General features: G+C 71.6%; 17 protein-coding genes. 6 read left to right on the forward strand and 11 right to left on the reverse strand.

The window, feature by feature from the left end; all coding sequences use genetic code 11:
- Positions 1–14: 14 nt before the first annotated feature.
- The 5 genes from IG98_RS0107610 to IG98_RS0107630 all read right to left on the reverse strand — a co-directional run bounded on the left by IG98_RS0107610 (position 15) and on the right by IG98_RS0107630 (position 4,219).
- On the reverse strand, positions 15–632 hold the full coding sequence (locus IG98_RS0107610; RefSeq protein WP_030907578.1) for an MBL fold metallo-hydrolase: 618 nt from the start codon (positions 630–632) through the stop codon (positions 15–17).
- Positions 629–1,714, reverse strand: coding sequence for an S-(hydroxymethyl)mycothiol dehydrogenase (locus tag IG98_RS0107615; protein ID WP_030907581.1), 1,086 nt, complete (start codon positions 1,712–1,714; stop codon positions 629–631). The genes IG98_RS0107610 and IG98_RS0107615 overlap by 4 nt, the downstream gene beginning before the upstream one ends.
- Before the next feature lie 81 nt (positions 1,715–1,795).
- Positions 1,796–2,836 carry an adenylate/guanylate cyclase domain-containing protein gene (locus IG98_RS0107620; protein WP_245651428.1) on the reverse strand — a complete coding sequence of 347 codons (1,041 nt, stop codon included), beginning with the start codon at positions 2,834–2,836 and terminating at the stop codon, positions 1,796–1,798.
- Positions 2,837–2,842: 6 nt separating this feature from the next.
- The gene (locus tag IG98_RS0107625; RefSeq protein WP_030907587.1) at positions 2,843–3,361 is read right to left on the reverse strand and encodes a PH domain-containing protein; all 519 of its coding nucleotides are present in this window, start codon (positions 3,359–3,361) and stop codon (positions 2,843–2,845) included.
- A 33-nt stretch (positions 3,362–3,394) separates the two neighbouring features.
- Complete coding sequence (locus IG98_RS0107630; protein ID WP_030907590.1) at positions 3,395–4,219, reverse strand: biotin--[acetyl-CoA-carboxylase] ligase; 825 nt, start codon at positions 4,217–4,219, stop codon at positions 3,395–3,397.
- A gap of 152 nt (positions 4,220–4,371) precedes the next feature.
- Between IG98_RS0107630 and fdhD the strand changes: the two genes are divergently transcribed.
- Complete coding sequence (fdhD, locus tag IG98_RS0107635) at positions 4,372–5,259, forward strand: formate dehydrogenase accessory sulfurtransferase FdhD (RefSeq protein WP_084195180.1); 888 nt, start codon at positions 4,372–4,374, stop codon at positions 5,257–5,259.
- A gap of 48 nt (positions 5,260–5,307) precedes the next feature.
- On the opposite strand, the gene IG98_RS0107640 is transcribed toward fdhD, so the two are convergent.
- From IG98_RS0107640 to IG98_RS0107650, 3 genes are all read right to left on the reverse strand, one after another.
- Positions 5,308–7,944 carry a phosphoenolpyruvate carboxylase gene (locus tag IG98_RS0107640; protein WP_030907596.1) on the reverse strand — a complete coding sequence of 879 codons (2,637 nt, stop codon included), beginning with the start codon at positions 7,942–7,944 and terminating at the stop codon, positions 5,308–5,310.
- Between the two features lie 65 nt (positions 7,945–8,009).
- The gene (locus IG98_RS0107645; protein ID WP_030907599.1) at positions 8,010–9,638 is read right to left on the reverse strand and encodes a hypothetical protein; all 1,629 of its coding nucleotides are present in this window, start codon (positions 9,636–9,638) and stop codon (positions 8,010–8,012) included.
- The gene (locus IG98_RS0107650) at positions 9,614–10,396 is read right to left on the reverse strand and encodes an ABC transporter ATP-binding protein (RefSeq protein WP_030907602.1); all 783 of its coding nucleotides are present in this window, start codon (positions 10,394–10,396) and stop codon (positions 9,614–9,616) included. The genes IG98_RS0107645 and IG98_RS0107650 overlap by 25 nt, the downstream gene beginning before the upstream one ends.
- Positions 10,397–10,503: 107 nt before the next feature.
- Between IG98_RS0107650 and IG98_RS0107655 the strand changes: the two genes are divergently transcribed.
- From IG98_RS0107655 to IG98_RS0107670, 5 genes are all read left to right on the forward strand, one after another.
- The gene (locus tag IG98_RS0107655) at positions 10,504–12,108 is read left to right on the forward strand and encodes an acyl-CoA carboxylase subunit beta (protein ID WP_030907605.1); all 1,605 of its coding nucleotides are present in this window, start codon (positions 10,504–10,506) and stop codon (positions 12,106–12,108) included.
- Complete coding sequence (locus IG98_RS54760) at positions 12,105–12,311, forward strand: acyl-CoA carboxylase subunit epsilon (protein WP_084195181.1); 207 nt, start codon at positions 12,105–12,107, stop codon at positions 12,309–12,311. Before IG98_RS0107655 ends, IG98_RS54760 begins: the two co-directional genes overlap by 4 nt.
- Before the next feature lie 101 nt (positions 12,312–12,412).
- A complete protein-coding gene (locus IG98_RS0107660) occupies positions 12,413–13,360 on the forward strand; it encodes an NYN domain-containing protein (protein WP_030907609.1) in 948 nt (315 codons plus the stop codon).
- Positions 13,361–13,462: 102 nt separating this feature from the next.
- Positions 13,463–14,884, forward strand: coding sequence for a DNA-3-methyladenine glycosylase 2 (locus IG98_RS0107665; protein WP_030907612.1), 1,422 nt, complete (start codon positions 13,463–13,465; stop codon positions 14,882–14,884).
- Positions 14,881–15,387: a methylated-DNA--[protein]-cysteine S-methyltransferase gene (locus tag IG98_RS0107670; RefSeq protein ID WP_030907615.1), complete on the forward strand. Its 507-nt coding sequence runs from the start codon at positions 14,881–14,883 to the stop codon at positions 15,385–15,387. The genes IG98_RS0107665 and IG98_RS0107670 overlap by 4 nt, the downstream gene beginning before the upstream one ends.
- Before the next feature lie 147 nt (positions 15,388–15,534).
- Here IG98_RS0107670 and IG98_RS0107675 read toward each other — a convergent pair whose 3' ends face one another.
- From IG98_RS0107675 to IG98_RS0107685, 3 genes are all read right to left on the reverse strand, one after another.
- Positions 15,535–16,470 carry a hypothetical protein gene (locus tag IG98_RS0107675; protein WP_030907618.1) on the reverse strand — a complete coding sequence of 312 codons (936 nt, stop codon included), beginning with the start codon at positions 16,468–16,470 and terminating at the stop codon, positions 15,535–15,537.
- 46 nt (positions 16,471–16,516) lie between these two features.
- Positions 16,517–17,173, reverse strand: coding sequence for a hypothetical protein (locus IG98_RS0107680; protein WP_157594196.1), 657 nt, complete (start codon positions 17,171–17,173; stop codon positions 16,517–16,519).
- Positions 17,174–17,391: 218 nt separating this feature from the next.
- Positions 17,392–20,328, reverse strand: a complete 2,937-nt coding sequence (locus IG98_RS0107685) for a hypothetical protein (RefSeq protein ID WP_030907624.1) — start codon at positions 20,326–20,328, stop codon at positions 17,392–17,394.
- Between the last annotated feature and the right edge of the window lie 39 nt (positions 20,329–20,367).

Genomic DNA, 20,367 nt, shown 5'->3' on the forward strand with positions numbered 1-20,367 from the left:
GACGGACTCACCGGTCAGTGTCCCCTGGCCAGCCACTCCTCCAGATGCCCTGCCTCCTCGCCGATCGAGGTGGAGTCGCCATGGCCGGTGTGCACGATCGTCTTCGGCGGCAGGGTAAGCAGCCTCCCCTTGATCGACTCGATGATCGTGTCGAAGGAGGAGAAGGACCTCCCGGTCGCGCCGGGACCGCCGCGGAACAGGGTGTCGCCGCTGAAGAGCGCGCCGATCTCCGCCCCGTACAGGCAGACCGCTCCCGGAGCGTGACCCGGCGTGTGCAGCACGGTCAGGTCCACGCCTCCGGCCGAGATCACCTGACCGTCCTGCAGCGGGGTGTACGGCAGGTCGGCGTAGACCATCTCCCACAGCACCTGGTCGGCCGGGTGGAGCAGGATCGGCGCACCCACCCGCGTGGCGAGGTCGGCCGCCGCGTCGATGTGGTCGTTGTGCGCGTGGGTGCAGACGATGGCCTTCACCTCGCGGTCACCGACCCGCTCGGCGATCGCGGCGGCGTCGTGCGCGGCGTCGATGATGACGACCTCGCTGGCCGAACCGACGATCCAGACGTTGTTGTCGACCTCCCATGTCCCGCCGTCCAGCGAGAAGGTGCCGGAGGTGACCACCTTGTCGATCACAGGACCACCACCGAGCGCAGGACCTCGCCGCGGTGCATCTTCGCGAAGGCGTCCTCGACGTCGCCGAGGCCGATCGTCTCGGAGACGAAGCGGTCGAGGTCGAGCCGCCCCTGCAGGTAGAGGTCGATGAGCATGGGGAAGTCACGGCTGGGCAGGCAGTCGCCGTACCAGGAGGACTTCAGCGCGCCACCGCGGCCGAAGACGTCGAGCAGCGGCAGCTCCAGCGTCATCTCCGGGGTCGGCACCCCGACCAGGACCACGGTCCCGGCCAGGTCACGGGCGTAGAACGCCTGCTTGTAGGTCTCCGGGCGGCCGACCGCCTCGATGACCACGTCCGCACCGTTGCCGCCGGTGAGCTCCCTGACCGCCTCGACCATGTCCGAGGCGCTGGAATTGACCGTGTGGGTGGCGCCGAACTCCTTGGCCCACTCCAGCTTGCGGTCGTCCACGTCCACCGCGATGATCTTCGAGGCGCCCGCCAGCCTGGCGCCGAGGATGGCCGCGTCACCGACGCCGCCGCACCCGATGACCGCCACGCTGTCGCCGCGGGTCACCGCGCCGGTGTTGATGGCGGCACCCAGGCCCGCCATCACGCCGCAGCCGAGCAACCCGGCCACCTGCGCCGGCGCGGACGCGTCGACCTTGGTGCACTGCCCGGCCGCGACCAGGGTCTTCTCGATGAAGGCGCCGATGCCCAGGGCGGGGCTGAGCGGCGTGCCGTCCTCCAGGGTCATCTTCTGGGTGGCGTTGTGCGTGTTGAAGCAGTACCAGGGACGGCCGCGCAGGCACGCCCGGCAGTTGCCGCAGACGGCCCGCCAGTTCAGGATCACGAAGTCACCGGGCGCCACCTCCGTGACACCCGCACCGACGGCCTCGACCACTCCGGCGGCCTCGTGGCCGAGCAGGAACGGGAATTCGTCGTTGATGCCGCCCTCGCGGTAGTGCAGGTCCGTGTGACAGACACCACAGGCCTGCACCGTCACCACGGCCTCACCCGGCCCCGGATCGGGCACGATAACGGTCTCCAGCGAGACGGGCTCGCCCTTGCCACGCGCGACCACGCCTTGGACGGTGTACGGCATGTCCTGCACCTCATCTGTTGTGAAACTCATCGAGCCGTACGGGCTCGCTTACCGGCTGAACGGCCTTGGAGAGGCCCCGCCTCAATCATTACCAGTCCGGCGCAACACGTACGGCTGCACCACCCCCAGGCCTCGGGCAGGCCGCCGCCGGATACGGCCGACCTCGACGCCCGGCGCGCCCTCCAGCGCCTCGGCCAGCTCGCTGTCGACGACGACGGTGCCGGGGCGGGCGATGGCCGTGAGCCTGGCGGCCAGGTTGACCGTGGTCCCGAAGACATCGCCCATGATCGGCAGCACCGGCCCGTACGCCAGCCCGATCCGCACGTCTGGCCCGTACCGCTGGATGACGTCGACCAGCTCCAGGGCGATCATGGCGGCGGTCCGCGGGTCGGCCGCCGTGAAGAGCACCTCGTCGCCGAGCGTCTTGACCAGCCGTCCCCCGTGCTCGGCGACCACGTCGGAGGCTCTCCCCTCGAAGCCCTCGACGAGCTCGGCCAGGCCACGCTCGTCCAGCTCGCGGGTGGCCCGGGTGAAGGAGACCAGATCGGCGAAGCCCACCGCGAGGGTGAGCCGGGTCGGCACGGTGTCGTCGGTGATGTCGGCGATCGCCAGCAGGCGGGTCCCCGCGGCGGCGAGCTGGGCGCGCCAGACGTGGGTCAGGACCTGCTCGAAGCCGGGAAGCATCCGGCGCGAGGTCTCCATGACCCTGGCCAGGTCCTCGTCCGTGGGCGGACGGTCGGGGTCGAGCAGGGCCCCGACCATGATCTCGGCCTGCCACTGCGCGAGCCTGGCCGTCGTCTGGCCGAGTGCCCTGGCCATCTTGATGACGGTCCGGTCGTCCAGCAGGCCGCTCTCCATCATCGTCCGGACCCGCTTGAGCACCGTCACGTCCGCGTCGGTGAAGGCCACCTCGTCGTCGGGGAGCGTGGCGAACCCCAGCGCGCGCCAGATCCGCTCGGTGAGTTCCTGCGGGAGCTCGGCGAGGCTCGCCACCTGGATCCGGGTGTAGCTGGGCGAGGTACCGACGAACAGGTGCTCGATCTGCTCGGCCGTGGGACGTCCGGTGAAGACCTCCTCCTCTTCACCCGCGCCTTCCCCCCGGCCCAGAAGGTTACGCCCCACCGCCGGTCACCGCCCGCCGTGTTCCGATGGCTCCCCGTCGATCGCGTCGTCGAGCGCGCGGAACACCTCGGCCCGCACATCCTGGATCCGTGGGATGTCCCGCAGCGTGATCCGGCCGTGGTCGCCCGCCGACTCGACGACGAGCGTGCCGCAGCCGAGGATCCTCTCCATCAGGGTCTGGTCGGCGCTGACCGTGTTGACCTTGGCCATCGGGATGTCGTCTATGGATTTGTTCAGCACCCCCGTACTGATGGTGAACCGGTGCGAGGTGAGCACGTACGAGGTGTTCTTCCACCTCAGGTACGGCACGAACGACCACACGGTCAGCAGGCCGACGGCGACCACGGCCACCGCGACGCGCGCGTAGGAGTCGTAGTCGAAGGCGGGCATGAAGAAAATGGCGGCACCGGACCCCGCGATGATCAGAATCAACGCGAGGAACGGGCCGATGAGGCGCTTCCAGTGCGGGTGGAACGACCGGATTCGCCGCTCCCCCTCCGTCATGTGGTGATCGGGTAGACCCATGGGGCAAATCGTGACACGCCTTCGTGCTCCACGTCATGAGCTGTGCGGACGAACATGCACGACGTCTCCCACGCTGAGCGCGTGTTCCTGCCCCTTGGAGCTGACAAGCAGGTGGCCGGCGCCGTCGACGCCGGTGGCCGTGCCGGTGAGCACCCGCTCACCCGGCAGCTCCACCCGGACCTCCTGGCCGACCGTGGCGCTGACCGCGAGATAGGCGGCCCGCAGGCCGCACGCCTCGGCGTCACCGTCCGCCTCCGACCACTCCCGGTAGTGAAGCTCGATCTCCCGTAGCGCCGCCCGCAGGATGGGGTCGCGGTCGACGCAGGCGGCCTTCTCGATGGCCAGGGAGGTGGCGGTCTCCACCGGCAGTTCCTCGGCGCGCACGCTCACGTTGAGCCCGACGCCCACGATCACCGCGTTGTCGATCCGCTCGGCGAGCACCCCGGCGACCTTGCGCCCGCCGATCAGCAGGTCGTTGGGCCACTTGAGCCGGACGTCGACCTCGGCGACCTTCCGTACGGCCGACGCGACCGCGAGGGCGACGAGCAGGGACAGCCAGCTCTGCCTGGCCGGGGGCGGGTCCGGGCGCAACAGCACCGAGAAGGTCAGGCCGGAACGCGGCGGAACGCTCCAGGCCCTGCCGAGCCTGCCACGCCCGGCGAACTGGGCCTCTGCGACGACGACGGCTCCCTGTCGCGCGCCGTCGCGGACGGCCTGCGCGAGGTCGGCGTTGGTCGATCCGGTCCTGGCGACGACGGCGATGTCGGACCAGAGGCCGCCGGGACGGACCAGCGCGCGGGTGAGCGCCGCCGGGGAGAGCGGCGGACGGTCGAGATCAGTGAAGGGCGAGTCGAGCACTTAGCCATCTTGCCTCCCTTAACGCCCCCCTGTTACCGAATTAGGGCAATGACCAGGGAATACTATTAACGAAGTCTGGGCGCGCAGGCGAAGCCCGGCTTTCCGAACGGGGATGAAACCATTCGGACAGTAGCGAAAGAGAAAAAGGTCGCATGAGCAGAGACCTTGACCCGCGGGACGGTATCGAGGTGGAGGCCGTGCGGAGGCCGGGACCCACCACGCGGGCACGGGTCGGGCAGATGCGCTCGGGGACGCTCCACGAGCGCCGGGACGACCTGGCCACCGAGGAGCCATTGGAGATCCGGATCCAGGCGGGCGAGCAGCGCCGCACTGTCGCGATCACCATGCGCACCCCGGGGCACGACTTCGAACTGGCCGCCGGGTTCCTGTACGGCGAGGGTGTCGCGGCACCCGCCGACGTGGCTTCCATCGCCTACTGCACGGACGACGACGTACCGGCCGAGGCCCGCTACAACACGGTGACCGTACGGCTGCGCGGCGACGCCCTGCCTGATCTGCCCTCGCTCGACCGGCATTTCATGACGTCGAGCGCGTGCGGCGTCTGCGGCACCGCCAGCCTCGACGCCCTGCGTGGCCGCTGCTCACCGCTGCCCGCCGCCGATGACCCGCTGCGCGTCTCCCCCGAGGTCCTGTACGGCCTTCCCGGCCTGCTGAGGCAGGCCCAGGGGGTCTTCGGCAAGACCGGGGGACTGCACGCGGCCGGGCTGTTCACCGCGGAAGGCGAGTCGCTCGCGGTCCGCGAGGACGTGGGACGGCACAACGCGGTGGACAAGCTGGTCGGCTGGGCCATGATGACCGGGAGGCTGCCACTGGGCGGGCACGTGCTCATGGTCAGCGGGCGGACCAGCTACGAGATCATGCAGAAGGCCCTCACCGCGGGCCTGCCCGTCGTCTGCGCGGTCTCCGCGCCCTCCTCCCTGGCCGTCGACCTGGCCAGGGAGTTCGGGATGACACTGGTCGGCTTCCTGCGCGAGGAGCGCTTCAACCTCTACGCGGGGGCGCACCGCGTCGGCCCGTGAGCGCCGCCCGCCGGCCCCGTGCGGGGCCGGCGGGTGGCGGCGAGAAGATCAGCCCGTGTTCTGCAGACCGGCGGCGACGCCGTTGACCGAGAGCAGCAGCAGCGTGGACAGGCGCTCGCGCTCCTCCTCCGACAGCCCCTCGTCCGCGCGGAGCGTGGACAGGGCGCGGAGCTGCAGGTGGGAGAGCGCGTCGACGTACGGGTCGCGGAGCTGCACCGCGCGGGACAACACCTTGCGGTCCTCCAGCAGGCGGGTGTGGCCGGTGATCTCCAGGACCAGGCGGCGGGTCAGGTCGTACTCGGCCAGGACCTGCGCGACGAAGTCGTCCCTGGCGCCGAGCGCGAGGTAGCGGGCGGCGATGTCGCGGTCGGTCTTGGCCAGCGACATCTCCACGTTGTCCAGCAGCGAGGCGAACAGCGGCCACTCCCGGTAGGCGGCGCGCAGCTCGTCCAGGCCCGTCTCGGAGATGACCGCCTCCAGGCCGCTGCCCAGGCCGTACCAGCCGGGCAGGTTGACCCTGGTCTGAGCCCAGGCGAAGACCCACGGGATGGCCCGCAGGTCGTCCAGGGACCGCGGCGCGCCGAGGCCGCGCCGGGCCGGGCGGGAGCCCAGGCGGAGCGAGCCGATCTCCTCCAGCGGGCTGACCAGGGAGAACCACTCCGGGAAGCCGGGCGCCTCGGTCAGCAGCCGGTACGCCTTCTCCGAGGCGGAGGCGACCTGCCCGGCCACCGCCCGGAAGCGTCCCGCGGCCTCGGCCGTGCGCGCCTCGATGGACGGGGTGGAGGCGAGCAGCACCGCGGAGGTGACCTGCTCCATGTGACGGCGGGCGATGGCGTCGTGGCCGTAGCGGGCGAAGATGACCTCACCCTGCTCGGTGACCTTGAACCTGCCGCCCACCGACCCCGGGGCCTGTGCGAGCACCGCCCGGTTGGCGGGACCGCCGCCCCGGCCCAGGGCACCGCCCCGGCCGTGGAAGAGCGTCAGCGGCACGTCGTGCTCGGCCGACCAGGCGGCCAGCGCCTCCTGGGCCTCGTACAGCTTCAGCGTCGCCGCGGCCGGGCCGAGTTCCTTGGCGGAGTCGGAGTAGCCGAGCATGACCTCCAGGCGCCGGTCGTCGGCCAGCCTGGCCCGGACCTCGGGGATCTCCAGCATCCCCGACAGCACGGTGGGGGCGGCCGCCAGGTCGGCGCCGGACTCGAAGAGCGGGACCACGTCGAGCCGGGGGGCCCGCTCGCCCAGCGCGTGCGCGGCCAGCGCGTGCACGGCGGCGATGTCGTCGGCCGAGCGGGTGAAGGAGACGACGTAGCGGGAGCAGGCGGCCACCCCGAACCGCTCCTGGATCCAGGCGATCGTGCGGATCGTGGCCAGGACCTCCTCGGTCCGCTCGGAGACGCGCCCGGCGGCGATCTCCTCCAGCGCGGCGGCGTGGACCTGCGAGTGCTGGCGGACCTCCAGCTCGGCCAGGTGGAAGCCGAACGTCTCCACCTGCCAGATGAGGTGCTGCAGCTCCCCGTACGCCTGCCTCTTCGCCCCGGCCGCGACCAGCGACTCCTGGGCGATCCGCAGATCGCCCAGGAGCTCCTCGGGCGAGCGGTAGGCCAGGTCGAGCCCGCGCTGCCTGGTGGCCGCGATGCGGGCGGCGACGAACATCAGCCACTGCCGGTGCGGCTCCTGCGGGGAGCGGGTGGCCATCTCCGAGACCAGGTCGGGGTGGTCGTTCACCGCGGCGGACAGCGCGGCTCGCAGCTCGGGCGAGGCGGGGGCGTAACCGGCGGCGAGGGTCAGCGAGCGGCCGATCCGGCCGGCGGCGGTCTCCAGGGCGATCAGCACGTGCTCGGCCTGGATGAGCACGGCGTCCCTGGTCACCTTGGCCGTGACGTTCGGGTTGCCGTCGCGGTCGCCGCCGATCCAGCTGCCGTACCTGATGAAGGCGCGGGCCCGGGGCTTCTCGGTGCCGCCGCCCCCGCCGAGCGCGGCGTCCAGGGCGCGGTAGACCTGCGGGACCACCCGGAAGAGGGTCTCGTCGAAGGCCGCCATGGCGGTGCGGACCTCGTCTCGCGGGTCGAGCTTGGTGGATCTGAGCTGGGCGGTCCGCCAGAGCAGGTCGATCTCCTCCAGCAGCCGCCGGCGGGTCTCCGCCCGCTCGGCGGCACCCCGCTCGGGGCTGTTGTACAGGGCGAGCTGGCCGCTGATGCGCTGGATCGCGGTGACCACGGCGCGCCTGCGGGCCTCGGTGGGGTGCGCGGTCAGCACCGGGTGCAGGCGCAACTCCTCGACCAGGCCGGCGACCTTCTCACCACCGAGTTCCTGGACCGCCTGGGCCAGGGACTCCGGCAGCGGCTCCTCGCCGGTGTCGCGGACCCTGAGCGTGCGGATTCTGAAGTGCTCCTCGGCCAGGTTCGCCAGGTGGAAGTAGCACGTGAACGCGCGGGCGATCTGTACCGCGCGATCGACGGGCCACTCGGCCACCATCGCGGTGATCTCGTCGACCGACACCTGCCCGCGGCGGGCGCCGATGACCGCCTTGCGCAGCCGTTCGACGTCGGCGAGCAGGTCATCGCCACCATGCTCGGCGATGACCTGCCCCAGGAGCTCGCCGAGCAGTCGCACGTCCGCGCGCAGCTCGTCGGGCATCTCGGTGACAGCGGAGGAGCGCTCTACCTGATGAGACACGGTGGCTGGCATGTTTGTCAGCGTACCCAGTCCGTTTTCTCCGGCGGAGACCGGTCTCACCCATTGGACTAGACCACTCAGGTGGCCCTGGAGGTCGCCTGCAGCAGCGCTGGATACCTGGCGAAAGCGGCTTTACCCGCGACCCTCCGGCCGCCGGCGGAGAGCAGCAGTCCGTACGGCACCGCCAGCACGGCGACCCAGGTGAGGCCGGACAGCACCGGCAGGACGATCGGCAGCGCGAGCAGGCCGGTGCCGATCAGCGCGCCGAACGAGGCGACGAAGGCGATGCCGCCCTGCCCCGGAGCCGCACCCGTGAAGGCGTTCAGGCGTTCGGGCACGGTGTAGGGCATCTGCACGCTGGTCAGCGCACCCACCCCGAGCCCGACCCCGAGGACGCCCCAGGCGGTCAGGGTGGCCGGGACCGCCCAGCCGACGTCTCCGGCCAGCAGCGCCGCGACCAGGGAGAGCGCCAGCAGCAACGGCACGCCGATCGTCGCCACGGCCAGGTGCCGCCCCGCGATGTCCGTGCGCCAGTCGCGGTCGCTGCCGTAGGCGACGGCGTTCATCCACAGCGAGCGGCCGTCGATGCCGAAGGCGTTGCACCACTGCATGCTGATCAGCGCCGCCCCGATGCAGGCGGGAGCGACCGCCAGGGCGACCCCGGTCGGACCGCCCTCCCCGTTCAGCGAGAAGGCCATGATGCCCGCGACCGCGACGGCGGCGAACCAGCCGACCCTGCCCCGCGGATCGCGGCGGGCGTACCTGAGCTCCTTGCCCACCACCGCGGCGAGCGGGCCGTCGGGCAGGACCCCTGCCAGCAGGCCCCGGGAGTTGCGCACCGAGGAGCTCTGGGTGGAGGCGTCCGGGGAGACCAGGGCTCGGCGCAGCGCCGCGATCCACAGCCACCCCGCTCCGGCGACCAGGGCGGCGAGCACGACGATCGCCAGGAGGGCCGCCACTCCTCCGTCGGCGACGGCGTGCGCCGCCATACCTGACGGGGTCCAGCGCAGCACCGAGGCGACACCGCGCAGCATCGCCCCCGGGTCGGCCGACAGACCGCCGTTGAGCAGCAGGTTGGGCAGCTGTGCCGCCAGCACGACGAAGATCACCGAGACGGCCAGCACGTCGCGGCCCCTGCGGGTGCGCAGCACACCGGAGAGCGCCGTGGTGACCAGCCGAGAGAGGACGACGCAGAGCGCGAAGTGGAGCAGCACCGCCACCGTACCCAGGAGCGCCCCGCCGGCCCCGCCGGCCAGGCCGGCCACCGCCCCGATCATGACGACCAGCGTGGCGACCGGCCAGACACCGGTGATCGAGGCGGCGAACATGCCGGTGGCGAGCTGGCCGGTCCGCAGTGGGAAGAGCGCCAGCCGCGACGGGTCGAGCGTGTCGTCCAGCCCGAACGCGAGGAGCGGCACGACCGCCCAGCCCACCAGGAAGGCGGCGAACAGTACGGTGACGACGTCGCCCGCGACCTCGGCGGACGCGAGGCGCAGCGTGGTCATGGCGGAGAAGCCCAGGGCGGCGAAGACGATCGCGGCGATCACCGTGAAGACGAACCCCAGCAGGTGCTGGACACTGCCGCGCAGGTTGCCGGCGACGAGCCGGAGCTTGAGCCGTACGAACACCGAGGGCCCCACCCGCACGGTCCCGGGCACGGCCCACCGCCGGTCCGGCGCGCTCATGCCGGGGTCGCGCCCAGCCACGACAGGCCCTCCTGCCCGCTCGCGCCGTCACCCTGGACGCCGACCAGCCCCAGGAACGCCTCGTTGAGGCTGCGTCCCGCCCTGACCTCGTCCAGCGGCCCCTGGGCGACGATCCGCCCGCCGTCCATCACCGAGACCCAGTCGCACAGGCGCTCGACGAGCTCCATGACGTGGCTGGAGAAGACGACGGTCGAGCCGGAGTCGGTGTAGCGCCTGAGCACCTCGACGAGCGTGTTGGCGCTGACCGGGTCGACGCCCTCGAACGGCTCGTCGAGAAAGAGCACACCGGGGTTGTGCAGCAGCGCGGCGGCCAGGCCGATCTTCTTACGCATACCCGTCGAGTAGTCGACGACGAGTTTGTCCGCCGACTCGGTCAGGCCCATGACCTTCAGCAATCCGTCGACCCGCTGCTCCACCTCGGCCCTGGGGATGCCTCGGAGCTGGCCGTTGTAGGACAGCAACTCCCTGCCCGACAGCCGCTCGAACAGGCGCAGCCCCTCGGGGAGCACGCCGATGCGGCTCTTGACCGCGACCTGGTCGCGCCAGACGTCGACACCACCGATGTGGACCGAGCCCCCGTCCGGGCGCAGCAGGCCGGTGACCATGCTGAGCGTGGTGGTCTTTCCCGCGCCGTTGGGACCGACCAGTCCGGCGAAACTGCCGCTGGGCACCACGAGGTCGACGCCTCCCACGGCCACCTGCTGCCCGAATCTCTTGAACAGCCCCTGCGTTCGCACCGCCTCGATGGCGTCCGGCATGTTCCCCCCTTCCAGGATCATGGCTCCGGCAATCAGCCGACTCGCCAGGAAAACGAACGGTCGCCCCCGATAGTTCGCACTGTCAGAGGGCGGTTTACCCTGCTGGCATGAGCGAGCCTCTGAGTGCCGAGACCACGGCCGCCGAACCCGATGTCCGTACGACGGCCGGCAAACTGGCCGAGCTGGAACGCCGTCTGGACGAGGCCGCCCACGCGGGTTCCGCGCGCGCCATCGAGAAACAGCACGCGAAGGGCAAGATGACCGCCAGGGAGCGGGTCCTCGCCTTCCTGGACGAGGGCAGCTTCGTGGAGTTCGACGAACTCGCCAGGCACCGGTCCACCAGCTTCGGCATGGAGCGCGAGCGTCCGTACGGCGACGGGGTGGTGACCGGATACGGCACCGTCGACGGCCGCCCCGTGGCGGTGTTCTCCCAGGACTTCACGGTCTTCGGCGGTTCCCTGGGCGAGGTCTTCGGAGAGAAGATCGTCAAGGTCATGGACCACGCGCTGAAGACCGGATGCCCGGTGATCGGCATCAACGACTCCGGCGGGGCGCGCATCCAGGAGGGTGTCGTCTCGCTGGGCCTGTACGCCGAGATCTTCAAGCGGAACGTGCACTCCTCGGGAGTGATCCCGCAGATCTCGTTGATCATGGGCCCGTGCGCGGGCGGCGCCGTCTACTCGCCGGCCCTCACCGACTTCGTGCTGATGGTGTCGGAGAAGTCGCACATGTTCATCACCGGCCCCGACGTGATCAAGACGGTCACCGGCGAGGAGGTGACGTTCGAGGAGCTCGGCGGCGCGCACACGCACAACTCCCGCTCGGGTGTCGCCCACTACGAGGCCTCCGACGAGGCCGACTGCCTGGAGTTCGCCAGGGCACTGCTCTCCTACCTGCCGTCCAACAACCTGGACGAGACCCCGGTGTTCGACACCGAGGTGGTGCTGGAGACCACCGACTCCGACCGGGAGCTCGACACGCTGATCCCCGACTCGGCGAACCAGCCCTACGACATGCACAAGGTTCTCGAACACGTCCTGGACGACGGCGAATTCCTTGAGGTGCACGCGCAGTTCGCGCCGAACATCCTGGTGGGTTTCGGCCGGGTCGAAGGACGCTCCGTGGGTATCGTCGCCAACCAGCCGATGAGTTTCGCGGGCACGCTGGACATCGCGGCCTCGGAGAAGGCCGCGAGATTCGTACGTACATGCGATGCCTTTAACATTCCGGTACTGACATTTGTCGATGTTCCCGGATTCCTTCCCGGCACCGACCAGGAATGGAACGGGATCATCCGCCGCGGCGCCAAGCTGCTCTACGCCTACGCCGAGGCGACGGTGCCGCTGGTCACGGTCATCACCCGCAAGGCGTACGGTGGAGCCTACGACGTCATGGGTTCCAAGCATCTGGGCGCCGACATCAACCTGGCCTGGCCGACCGCGCAGATCGCGGTGATGGGAGCGCAGGGCGCGGTCAACGTCCTCTACCGGCGCGAACTCGCCTCGGCCGCCGATCCGGACGCCCAGCGGGCCCGGTTCATCGCTGAATACGAGGACACGCTCGCCAACCCGTATCTCGCGGCCGAACGTGGGTATGTGGACGCGGTGATCCGTCCCTCCGCCACCCGAGTCCAGATCGTCAAGGCGCTCAGGACCCTGCGCAACAAGCGCGCGACCCTGCCGCCGAAGAAGCATGGGAACATCCCGCTGTGAGACATCTGAAGATCATTAAAGGGGACGCGACCCCCGAGGAGATCGCCGCGGTGGTGATCGCTCTCTCCGTGCACACCGCGGCCGCGACTTCGGGCCCGAAAGTCCTGCAGACACCAAAATCCTGGAGCAATCACTCACATCGCATGCGAAAACATCTTCCTAACGGACAAGGTGCGTGGAGATCGAGTGCACTGCCGAGATAGATCCTCAGAACGGGGTGTCAACTTGCACGAGAGTTGGGACCATCTAAGAAATGGGCGCATATAGTCAGCCGATCAGCTAGTTCCGAGGCCTGGAGGACGACATGACCATCCTGGACCTCACGTCACACCCCATCGCCGCGAAGTACGCCGTCCTGGTCGACGTCGGGTACCTGTACGCCGCGGCGGGGGAGGTGCTTCTGAGTGCCAAGGAGCGCAAGGAGTACCGGGTCGCGGCGGACGAACTGATCCAGGCGTTGCAGAAGCACGCGGAGGAACGGATCCACGGCGAGCTGCTGAGGATCTACTGGTACGACGCCGCCCGCGACCGGGTGCCGACCGTCGACCAGCGGGTCATCGCGCAGCTCCCCTGGGTCAAGGTCCGCCTGGGCAACCTCAATGCGAGGGGCCAGCAGAAGGGCGTGGACGCGCAGATCAGGAGCGACCTGGAGGCGCTGGCCAGGCACCACGCGGTGAGCGACACCATCCTGCTGGCCGGGGACGAGGACATGGTCCCCGCCGTCGAGGCCGCCCAGGCCTACGGGGTGCGGATCCACCTGTGGGGGGTGGAGCCGCCGTACGGCACCAACCAGGCCGAGCGCCTGGTCTGGGAGTCCGACACCGTCGAGATCATCAGTGCCGACTTCCTGCGCTCCTTCTTCAGCCGGGCCCCCGCGCCGGTCCCGGTGCCCGCCGCCCCGATCGCCCCCTCCCCCGCCCAGGTCTTCGCCGGGCGCACCGCCGCCACCGCCAAGCCCAAGGCTCCCGCCGGCCAGGTCACCAAGCTGGGCCCGAGCCGTCCGCGCGTCGAGGAGGTCGGCGAGCACGTGGCCCAGAAGTGGATCCTCACCCGTGGCCGCGACAACATCCGCGACCTGCTCCCGGGGCCGATCCTGCCCACGGTCATCGACACCGAGCTGCTCATCGAGGCGGAGAAGGAGCTGGGCCACTCCCTGCGCCCCTACCCCGAGGCACGGGTCTGGCTGCGCGACGGATTCTGGGCCCGCGTCTACCGGGAGTTCGAGATCGGGGTCGGCGTCTCCTCCAAGTGACGCGCACGCCTCGGCGGGTCACGGCCCTCCCCCCGACGGCCGCCACGACCATGTCCGATTCCCGCCAGTCGTACGGGGTGGGCTGCGAGTAACGTCGTCGGCATGTCCGTGAGAGAGCTCGACTTCGACGCCTGTTACCGCGCGGTGGCCGCGAGGGACGCCCGGTTCGACGGGCGCTTCTACACGGCGGTCACCTCCACCCGCATCTACTGCCGGCCGATCTGCCCGGCACGCACCCCCGCCAGCCGCAACGTGCGGTTCTACCGCCACGCGGCCTCCGCCGAGGCGGCCGGGTTCCGGCCGTGCAAACGGTGCCGGCCCGAACTGAGCCCCGGCGACCCCGGCTGGGACCACCGTGGCGACCTGGTCGGCAGGGCGCTCCGGCTGATCGACGAGGGCGTGGCGGACGACGGCGGGATGACTCGGCTGGCCGGGCGGCTGCACATCACCGAGCGGCACCTGCACCGGCTGTTCACCACGGAGATCGGCGTGGGGCCGCTGGCCGTGGCCAGGACCAAGCGCCTGCTGCTGGCCAAGCAGCTGCTGACCGAGACCGGGCTGCCGATCGCCGACGTGGCGTTCGCATCGGGTTTCGGCAGCGTCCGGCAGTTCAACGCGACCATGAAGGACACCTACGGGTTCACCCCGGGCGATCTGCGGGCGACCACGCGACGCCGCACCGACGTCTCGGGCGACGCACTGACCCTGCGGCTGCACCGCAGGGAGCCGTACGACGCCGCGGCCCTGATGCGGTTCCTGGCCGCGCGGGCGATCCCCGGTCTGGAGCACGCGGACGGCACGTCCTACCGCCGCGCCGTCCCCGGCGGCACGGTCACCCTCACCCCCGAGGTGGACCACGTCCGGCTGGAGGTGAGCGTCGACGACACCGGTCATCTGGCCAGGATCGTCGCCCGCTGCCGCCGCCTCCTCGACCTCGACGCGGACCCCGAGGCCATCTCCGCCGTCCTTGGCGAGACCTCGCTGGAACCGCTCGTCACCGCCCGTCCCGGGCTGCGGGTGCCCGGCGCGTGGGACGGCTTCGAGGTCGCCGTCCGCGCCGTGATCGGCCAGCAGATCTCCGTCGCGGGTGCCCGCACCATCCTCGGGCGTGTCACCGCCCGAGCCGGGCGCCCGCAGCCCGGGACGGGCGGCGGCGAGGGGCCGGCCCACCTGTTCCCGACCGCGGCCGAGCTCCACGAGGCGGATCTGGACGGGCTGGGCCTGACCGGGCGGCGGGTGGCCACGCTGAAGGCGCTCGCCGCCAGGGTGGCGGACGGCGAGATCGACCTGGACGGGGCGCAGGAGCCCGCCCAGGCGGTGGCCGGGCTGCTGGAGATTCCCGGGATCGGGCCGTGGACCTCGGGTTACATCGCGTTGCGGGCGCTGCGCGACCCGGACGCCTGGCCTGGCGGAGACCTCGGCCTGCGGCGGGCCATGGCCTGCCTGGGCATCCCGGAAGACCACATCGAGCGGTGGCGCCCATGGCGGGCGTACGCCGCACTGCATCTTTGGAGTTCGGAATGATAGAAGCACAGGTACTCACCACCCCGACCGGTCCGCTGGCGCTGCTCGCCCGCGAGGGCGTCCTGGTCGCGGCGGGCTTCACCGAGGCCCCGGACGAGATGTTCGCGCGCCTCTCCCCCGGCCTCCGGTCGGAGGGCCTGGCCCTGACCGCCGACCTGGGCCACCCGGCGCGTGCCGTACGCGACTACCTGGACGGCGATCTGGCGGCCCTCGACTCCGTGGCGCTGGAACAGCCGGGCACCCCCACCCGGCAGCGGCTGCTCACCGCCCTGCGCGAGGTCCCGCCAGGCGTCACGATCAGCTACGCCGAGCTCGCCGAGCGGGCGGGCCTGCCGAGGACCGCGGCCAGGGCGGCCGGGGGCGCGTGCGCGCAGAACCTGATCGCGCCGTTCGTCCCCTGCCACCGCGTCCTGCCGTCCACCGGCGGGTTCGGCGGCTACTACTACGGCACGCCGGTCAAGCGGTGGCTGCTCACCCACGAGAAGGCGATCGCCGGCGAGTAGCGCGAGCGGAGGTGTCCGGCCAGGCGCCCTCGCCGGCTTCCCGGGCCGGGGTCGTCTCCGGCGGCCTCCTGCCGCCGAACCGGCTGAACATCGGCGGTCACCGCACCTTGACGTCGAGGCCGGCCCGGATGGTGGCGGGTGACCGCCTCAGCCGGTCTTCCTGACGGTGCTCTGCACCTCGCCCACCGGGACGTCGCGGGTGACCCCGACCTCGACCGGGTCGTAGGCGAAGGGCACCACGTCGTCCTCGATCTCGATGGGCCAGACCGAGGTGACGGTCAGCACGTAGACGTCACGCGGCTGATCGACCGAGGCCCGCAGGTAGCGCACACCGCAGGTGAACGTGCCGCCCTTCGCGTACGGCTTGCCGCCGGGGCCGCACTCCTCCTTGACCTCCGCCCGGTCGGCGGTGGTGCCCGCGTCGATCCGGATGTCCTCAAGGGTGGCGGTCACGGTGGCGCTCATCACCCCGGGCAGCGTCGCCGTCACGGACCTGGTGGTCTCGCCGACGCCGCTCAGCCAGACCCAGGTCGGCAGGTTGACGTAGCTCTTGGCGTCCGGGTTGAGCTCGATCTTCGGCTCGGGCACGGTCAGCGCGGCACGGGCGATCTCGACCAGCTCGGCGATGGTGATCCCGGCGGGCGGCGTGGTGTTCGGGGGGGCGAACACATAGGGCTCGCCCAGTGCGGCCACGCACGCCAGCCCGTTCGGGTCGGCGGAGTTGTAGGCGCGCTGCCACCAGGTGCCCTCCTGGCCGACCCGGGCCTCGAACGGCTCCAGCGCCTCCTTCCGCCGCTCCCACTCCTGCCCGGGGAGGGCGTCGGGAAGGGCGTCTCGCTGCGCGTCCAGCATGTCGGCGGCGTTGCCCCGGGGCTCGTACCAGCAGGGGCGCTTGATCCGATACCCGTCGCTCTTCCCGCTGAGCCCGGTGCCCGTGACGACGATCCGGGAGTCCTTGAGGGTGACCCCGGCCTCGCGGCCGCGTTGATGGGCCTCACCGGTCACTCCCCCGGTGTCGGGCGGAGCGGACGGCACCGAGGGGGTGAACAGCAGCGACCCCGCGAGGACCACTTTTCCGATCATCGAACACCTCCGGTGGGGGGACCGGGTTCCGGCCGCGGGAAGAGAGTCATCTGAGGCAGCCCTTCGCGCGCTCGTCGGGGAGCTTCGCGTGGCGGAAGAGCCTGATACGCCAGCCCCCGTCGGCGGCCCGCCCCATCGCGGCGGACTGGAGGAAGGGCTTCCTGGTCCATTCGGGCTGCCTGGCGACGGGCTTGCCGGTGGAGAGGTCGAGGAGGCGCATCTTCGACTCGTCGACGCAGACGTCCAGCTGCGCCCCCCGGTCGTCGCCCGAGCCGCTGGCCGCGCTGACGTTCAGGGCGTACAGCCGGGCGGTCCCCCGCACCGACCTGCGCTCGTCGAGGAACGCCCCCACCCAGGAGGACGCGTCGTCGACCGCGTCGTACTCGACCACGTCGAGGTAGCCGGTGTCACGGCCCTGGCTCACGACCGCCCTGAAGGCTCCGGCGAAGTAGTCGCGGAGAACCTCGATCATCGCGGTCGTGTCGGCGTCGGGCGCGGCGGGCCACTCGACCACCACCCGTACCTCTGGCGCGACCTTGACCGTCTCCACCCTCGGCACCGTCTGATCGGAGCCGCCGGGGGAGGGCTGCGCGGATCCCGGCGAGGAGGCCTCCGCGGAAAGATCAACGGGAGTGAACGGCTGAGCCGCCGACGGGGTACAGGCCGCCGTCAGGAGCATGACCAGCGCGATCACCACACGCACACCGATCACGCTAGGATCGCCCGCCCGGCGGAACCACCGATATGCACGATTCGGCATGGCTCTCCCCTCGATCTCGCCACACTCCGCCACCTCGCCCCCCGGGCGACGGCTCGCCACCCCGGCGTCCTCTCCCGCGAGCCCCGCGGCATCGCCCTGGTGACGACTCTTTGACCCGGCACCCGACGTGCGGGCAGGGTCCGACCGGTCGGCCGGGCCCGTCATGCCGTCGGGGCCGAGCGCATCCGCCACGCGGGCAGCAGCTCGTCGATGAGGGCCTCGGTCTCCGGCGCCATCCCACCGCCGTAGGGGTGGGAGGCGGCCCGCCGGTGCAGGGCGTCGGCCACGGCACGCAAGCGGACGGGGTCGTCGGTGAGATGCGTGGCCCGCAGCAGGTCGCGCCAGAGCCCCTCGTCGTCGGCGGCCAGCAGCAGCCCGGCCCGCACCGCCGCCACCGCCTGGTCGGTCTCACCGCGGGCCAGCCGTACCTCGCAGAGCCGGTGCGCGGCGTCCGCGACGCCCGCGGTCACGTCGTACTCCAGGTCGTCGGCCGCCAGCCAGGCGTAGCGGCCACGCGGGCGGCCGTTCAGCAGCGGACCCCGTACCAGGCCCAGTGCCCGATCGAGGAGCTCGGGACGCCCGCCGGGGTTGGCGTGCGACCGCCGGACGAGGTCGCGGAAGAGCATCCAGTCGGTGCGCACCTCGGGGCCGAGCCGCAGCCGCCCCGAGGTGTCGGCGTAGAGGTTGGGCCGCCCCTGACTGTCGGTGCCCAGCCATGCGACGACCCTGGCGATCGTGGCGTCCCTGACGACCGCCTGCACGCCACGTGGCCACAGGATGCCGCCGAGCACGACGGGGTGGACGCCGCCGGGGTGCGTCGCCAGGTAGACGACGAGCTCGACCGCGATCACGGCTCGCCCCTCCTCCATCGGCGAGGGGCCGACGACCTCGGCGGGGCCGAGGATCCGCACCTCGACCGAGGGTGTCCCGATGACCGGTTCCGGCTCGTCGGCGAGCGGCTCGCCCTCCAGTCGCTCGGTCGCCAGGAACAGATCGATCAGTGCCCGGTACTGCCGCCGGGGCAGCAGCTGCGCGGCCACGTCGAACCCGAGCGCGTCCACCCTGGCGCGGCCCTCCTCGGTGATCGTCCAGTTCCAGGTGGCGTGCGGCACGTCACCCGCGATGACGTACCCGGCGGCGGTCCTGACGCCCTTCCTGGCGAGCAGCGCCAGGCGGCGGCCTTCCTCCTCGGTGGGGGCGATCGCGGACAGCAGGTAGTGCGGGGTGCAGACCGGGTCGGCGGCGCGTCCGTGGATCCTGCCGGTGAGCACCTCGCCTCGGTTACCGCCGTCTTTGCCCGACGCCTCCAGTTCGGGCAGGATCTCCGCCAGGCTGCCCACGTACCTGATCCGGTCGGAGGCGATCACGGTCAGCTCCTCGCCGAAGCCGACCAGCGTGACGCGTATCCGGTCCGACCAGCGGTTGGTCGCCAGCTCCACGGCGAGCGCCGCCAGTGCCGCGGTGGCCTGTGCGCCCCCGATGCTGATCGGACCGTGGGCGGCCTCCAGGTCGACGAGCACCCTGCCCTCGCCGCTGGAACCGAGCGAGACCAGCCCCGGGTACGGCGCGGGCGCGTCGGCGAGTGCCTGCTCGTCGAGCATCCGGCCCTCGTGCGCGGGAAGCCGCCAGACCTGGCCTCCGTCATGGGCACTCCAGGGCGCGGGCGCGTCGGGGTCCGGCGGGTGGATCCACAGGTCGAGGGTCTGCGGCGACAGGTGGGCCGCGTAGACCGTGGGCGGGACGCGGTTCTGGGCGGCGAGGGACCTGCCCAGCAGCCGGAGCCCGACGTCGAGCATCCGGCTGCCCGGGGCGTCCGCGCCGAGCCTGAGCGCCAGCTCGGCCTGGGCGGCGTCCTCCCTCGGCCGGGTGATCCGGCGCCCGAACGCCCGGTGCCAGAGCTGCTGCCTGCGCCTGCGGCCGAGCGCCACCAGCAGCCCGGCCGCGGCCAGCGAGGCCCCGGCCAGGTAGTCGAGCATCTCCAGCCCGGTGTCCTGCCCGTTCTCCGCGTGCCCCGCCACCGCCGCTCCCGGATCCGCCGCGCCGGAATTCTGCCGCTCGGGCGCGTTGGTGGCGGGTGCGGTGGTGGCCGCCGTGGTGGCCGCTGTGTCCGGACCGCGCTCGGCGGTCGCCCTGGGGACGGGCACCTGGCGCGGGTCGTGCGAGGCGGCGGTGTCGGAACGGCGCTCGGCCGTGTCGTGGCGCCCGTTCTCCCGTGCCCGGCCCGCGCCTTCGCCAGGAGTGGAGATCTCGGGTGCGGGCTCCGCCGGGAGGTCCGCACCGCCAGGGGTGAAGGTCTGGGTACGGCCGTCCAGCTCGGCGGGCTTGCCAGGGTGGTCCTTGAGGGTGTCGTCGCGCGGCTGGGACGCCGGGACGATGTGCACGTTGCGCGCGTCGTCCGGCATGTCCAGGACCCAGCCGGGCCTGATCAGGTCGGCCATCCGCAGGCGGCTGCCGTCCGGCTGCTCCCGGTGCTGGTTGAGCCGGTAGATCTCCGGATACCGCCGCCCGTCACCGAGGCACTTCTCCGCGATCTCCCACAGGCTCTCGTGGTGGCGGCCGTGCGGCGGCTGCACCACGTAGACCTTCTTGGCCTTCTGCACCGGCGCCAGCTCCACCCGCTCGGCGTCGGCCGGGGCCGACGCCGCCGACAGCCCGGTCGAGACGATGGCGGAGGTCGCGGGCGGCAGGCTGGTCAGCTTCGCGATCGGCAGAGCCACCGCCGAGACGGTGAACAGCAGCATGGCCGCCGAGACCAGCCGGTTGGCGAACATCTGGGTGCCCCCGGAGAACGGCACCCGGGCCGGCATCCCGACCCGGCGCACTCCGGCGTAGATCTCGACCAGCACGCAGGCCACCATCTGCAGCCAGGCGAGCCAGACCAGCAGCACGAGGATCGCGACGATCGTGCTCGTACCCACCTGGCTGGTCAGCAGGTCGAGGTTGCGCAGCTCGGGCGGGAGCGGCGGCCCGGCCAGCCGGAAGAGGGCGTAGGGGACCCCCACGATGAGCGCGACCAGGACGGCCAGCGCGAGCAGGCCCGCCAGCAGGTCTCCCGGTGTGCGCCTGTCCTTGATACGCACGGGCTGTCGCGTGGGCATTCGTCTCCCTCCCCGTCCAGATTCGTCGTCGGTCAACCG

The sequence above is a fragment of the Streptosporangium amethystogenes genome, from assembly GCF_000721075.1.
Lineage (GTDB): Bacteria > Actinomycetota > Actinomycetes > Streptosporangiales > Streptosporangiaceae > Streptosporangium > Streptosporangium amethystogenes.

Coding starts and splice junctions, on each gene's coding strand:
- IG98_RS0107615 (WP_030907581.1), bottom strand. CDS start 1,714: ATGCCGTACACCGTCCAAGGCGTGGTCGCGCGTGGCAAGGGCGAGCCC.
- IG98_RS0107625 (WP_030907587.1), bottom strand. CDS start 3,361: ATGGGTCTACCCGATCACCACATGACGGAGGGGGAGCGGCGAATCCGG.
- fdhD (WP_084195180.1), top strand. CDS start 4,372: ATGAGCAGAGACCTTGACCCGCGGGACGGTATCGAGGTGGAGGCCGTG.
- IG98_RS0107640 (WP_030907596.1), bottom strand. CDS start 7,944: ATGCCAGCCACCGTGTCTCATCAGGTAGAGCGCTCCTCCGCTGTCACC.
- IG98_RS0107650 (WP_030907602.1), bottom strand. CDS start 10,396: ATGCCGGACGCCATCGAGGCGGTGCGAACGCAGGGGCTGTTCAAGAGA.
- IG98_RS0107655 (WP_030907605.1), top strand. CDS start 10,504: ATGAGCGAGCCTCTGAGTGCCGAGACCACGGCCGCCGAACCCGATGTC.
- IG98_RS0107660 (WP_030907609.1), top strand. CDS start 12,413: ATGACCATCCTGGACCTCACGTCACACCCCATCGCCGCGAAGTACGCC.
- IG98_RS0107665 (WP_030907612.1), top strand. CDS start 13,463: ATGTCCGTGAGAGAGCTCGACTTCGACGCCTGTTACCGCGCGGTGGCC.
- IG98_RS0107670 (WP_030907615.1), top strand. CDS start 14,881: ATGATAGAAGCACAGGTACTCACCACCCCGACCGGTCCGCTGGCGCTG.
- IG98_RS0107675 (WP_030907618.1), bottom strand. CDS start 16,470: ATGATCGGAAAAGTGGTCCTCGCGGGGTCGCTGCTGTTCACCCCCTCG.
- IG98_RS0107685 (WP_030907624.1), bottom strand. CDS start 20,328: ATGCCCACGCGACAGCCCGTGCGTATCAAGGACAGGCGCACACCGGGA.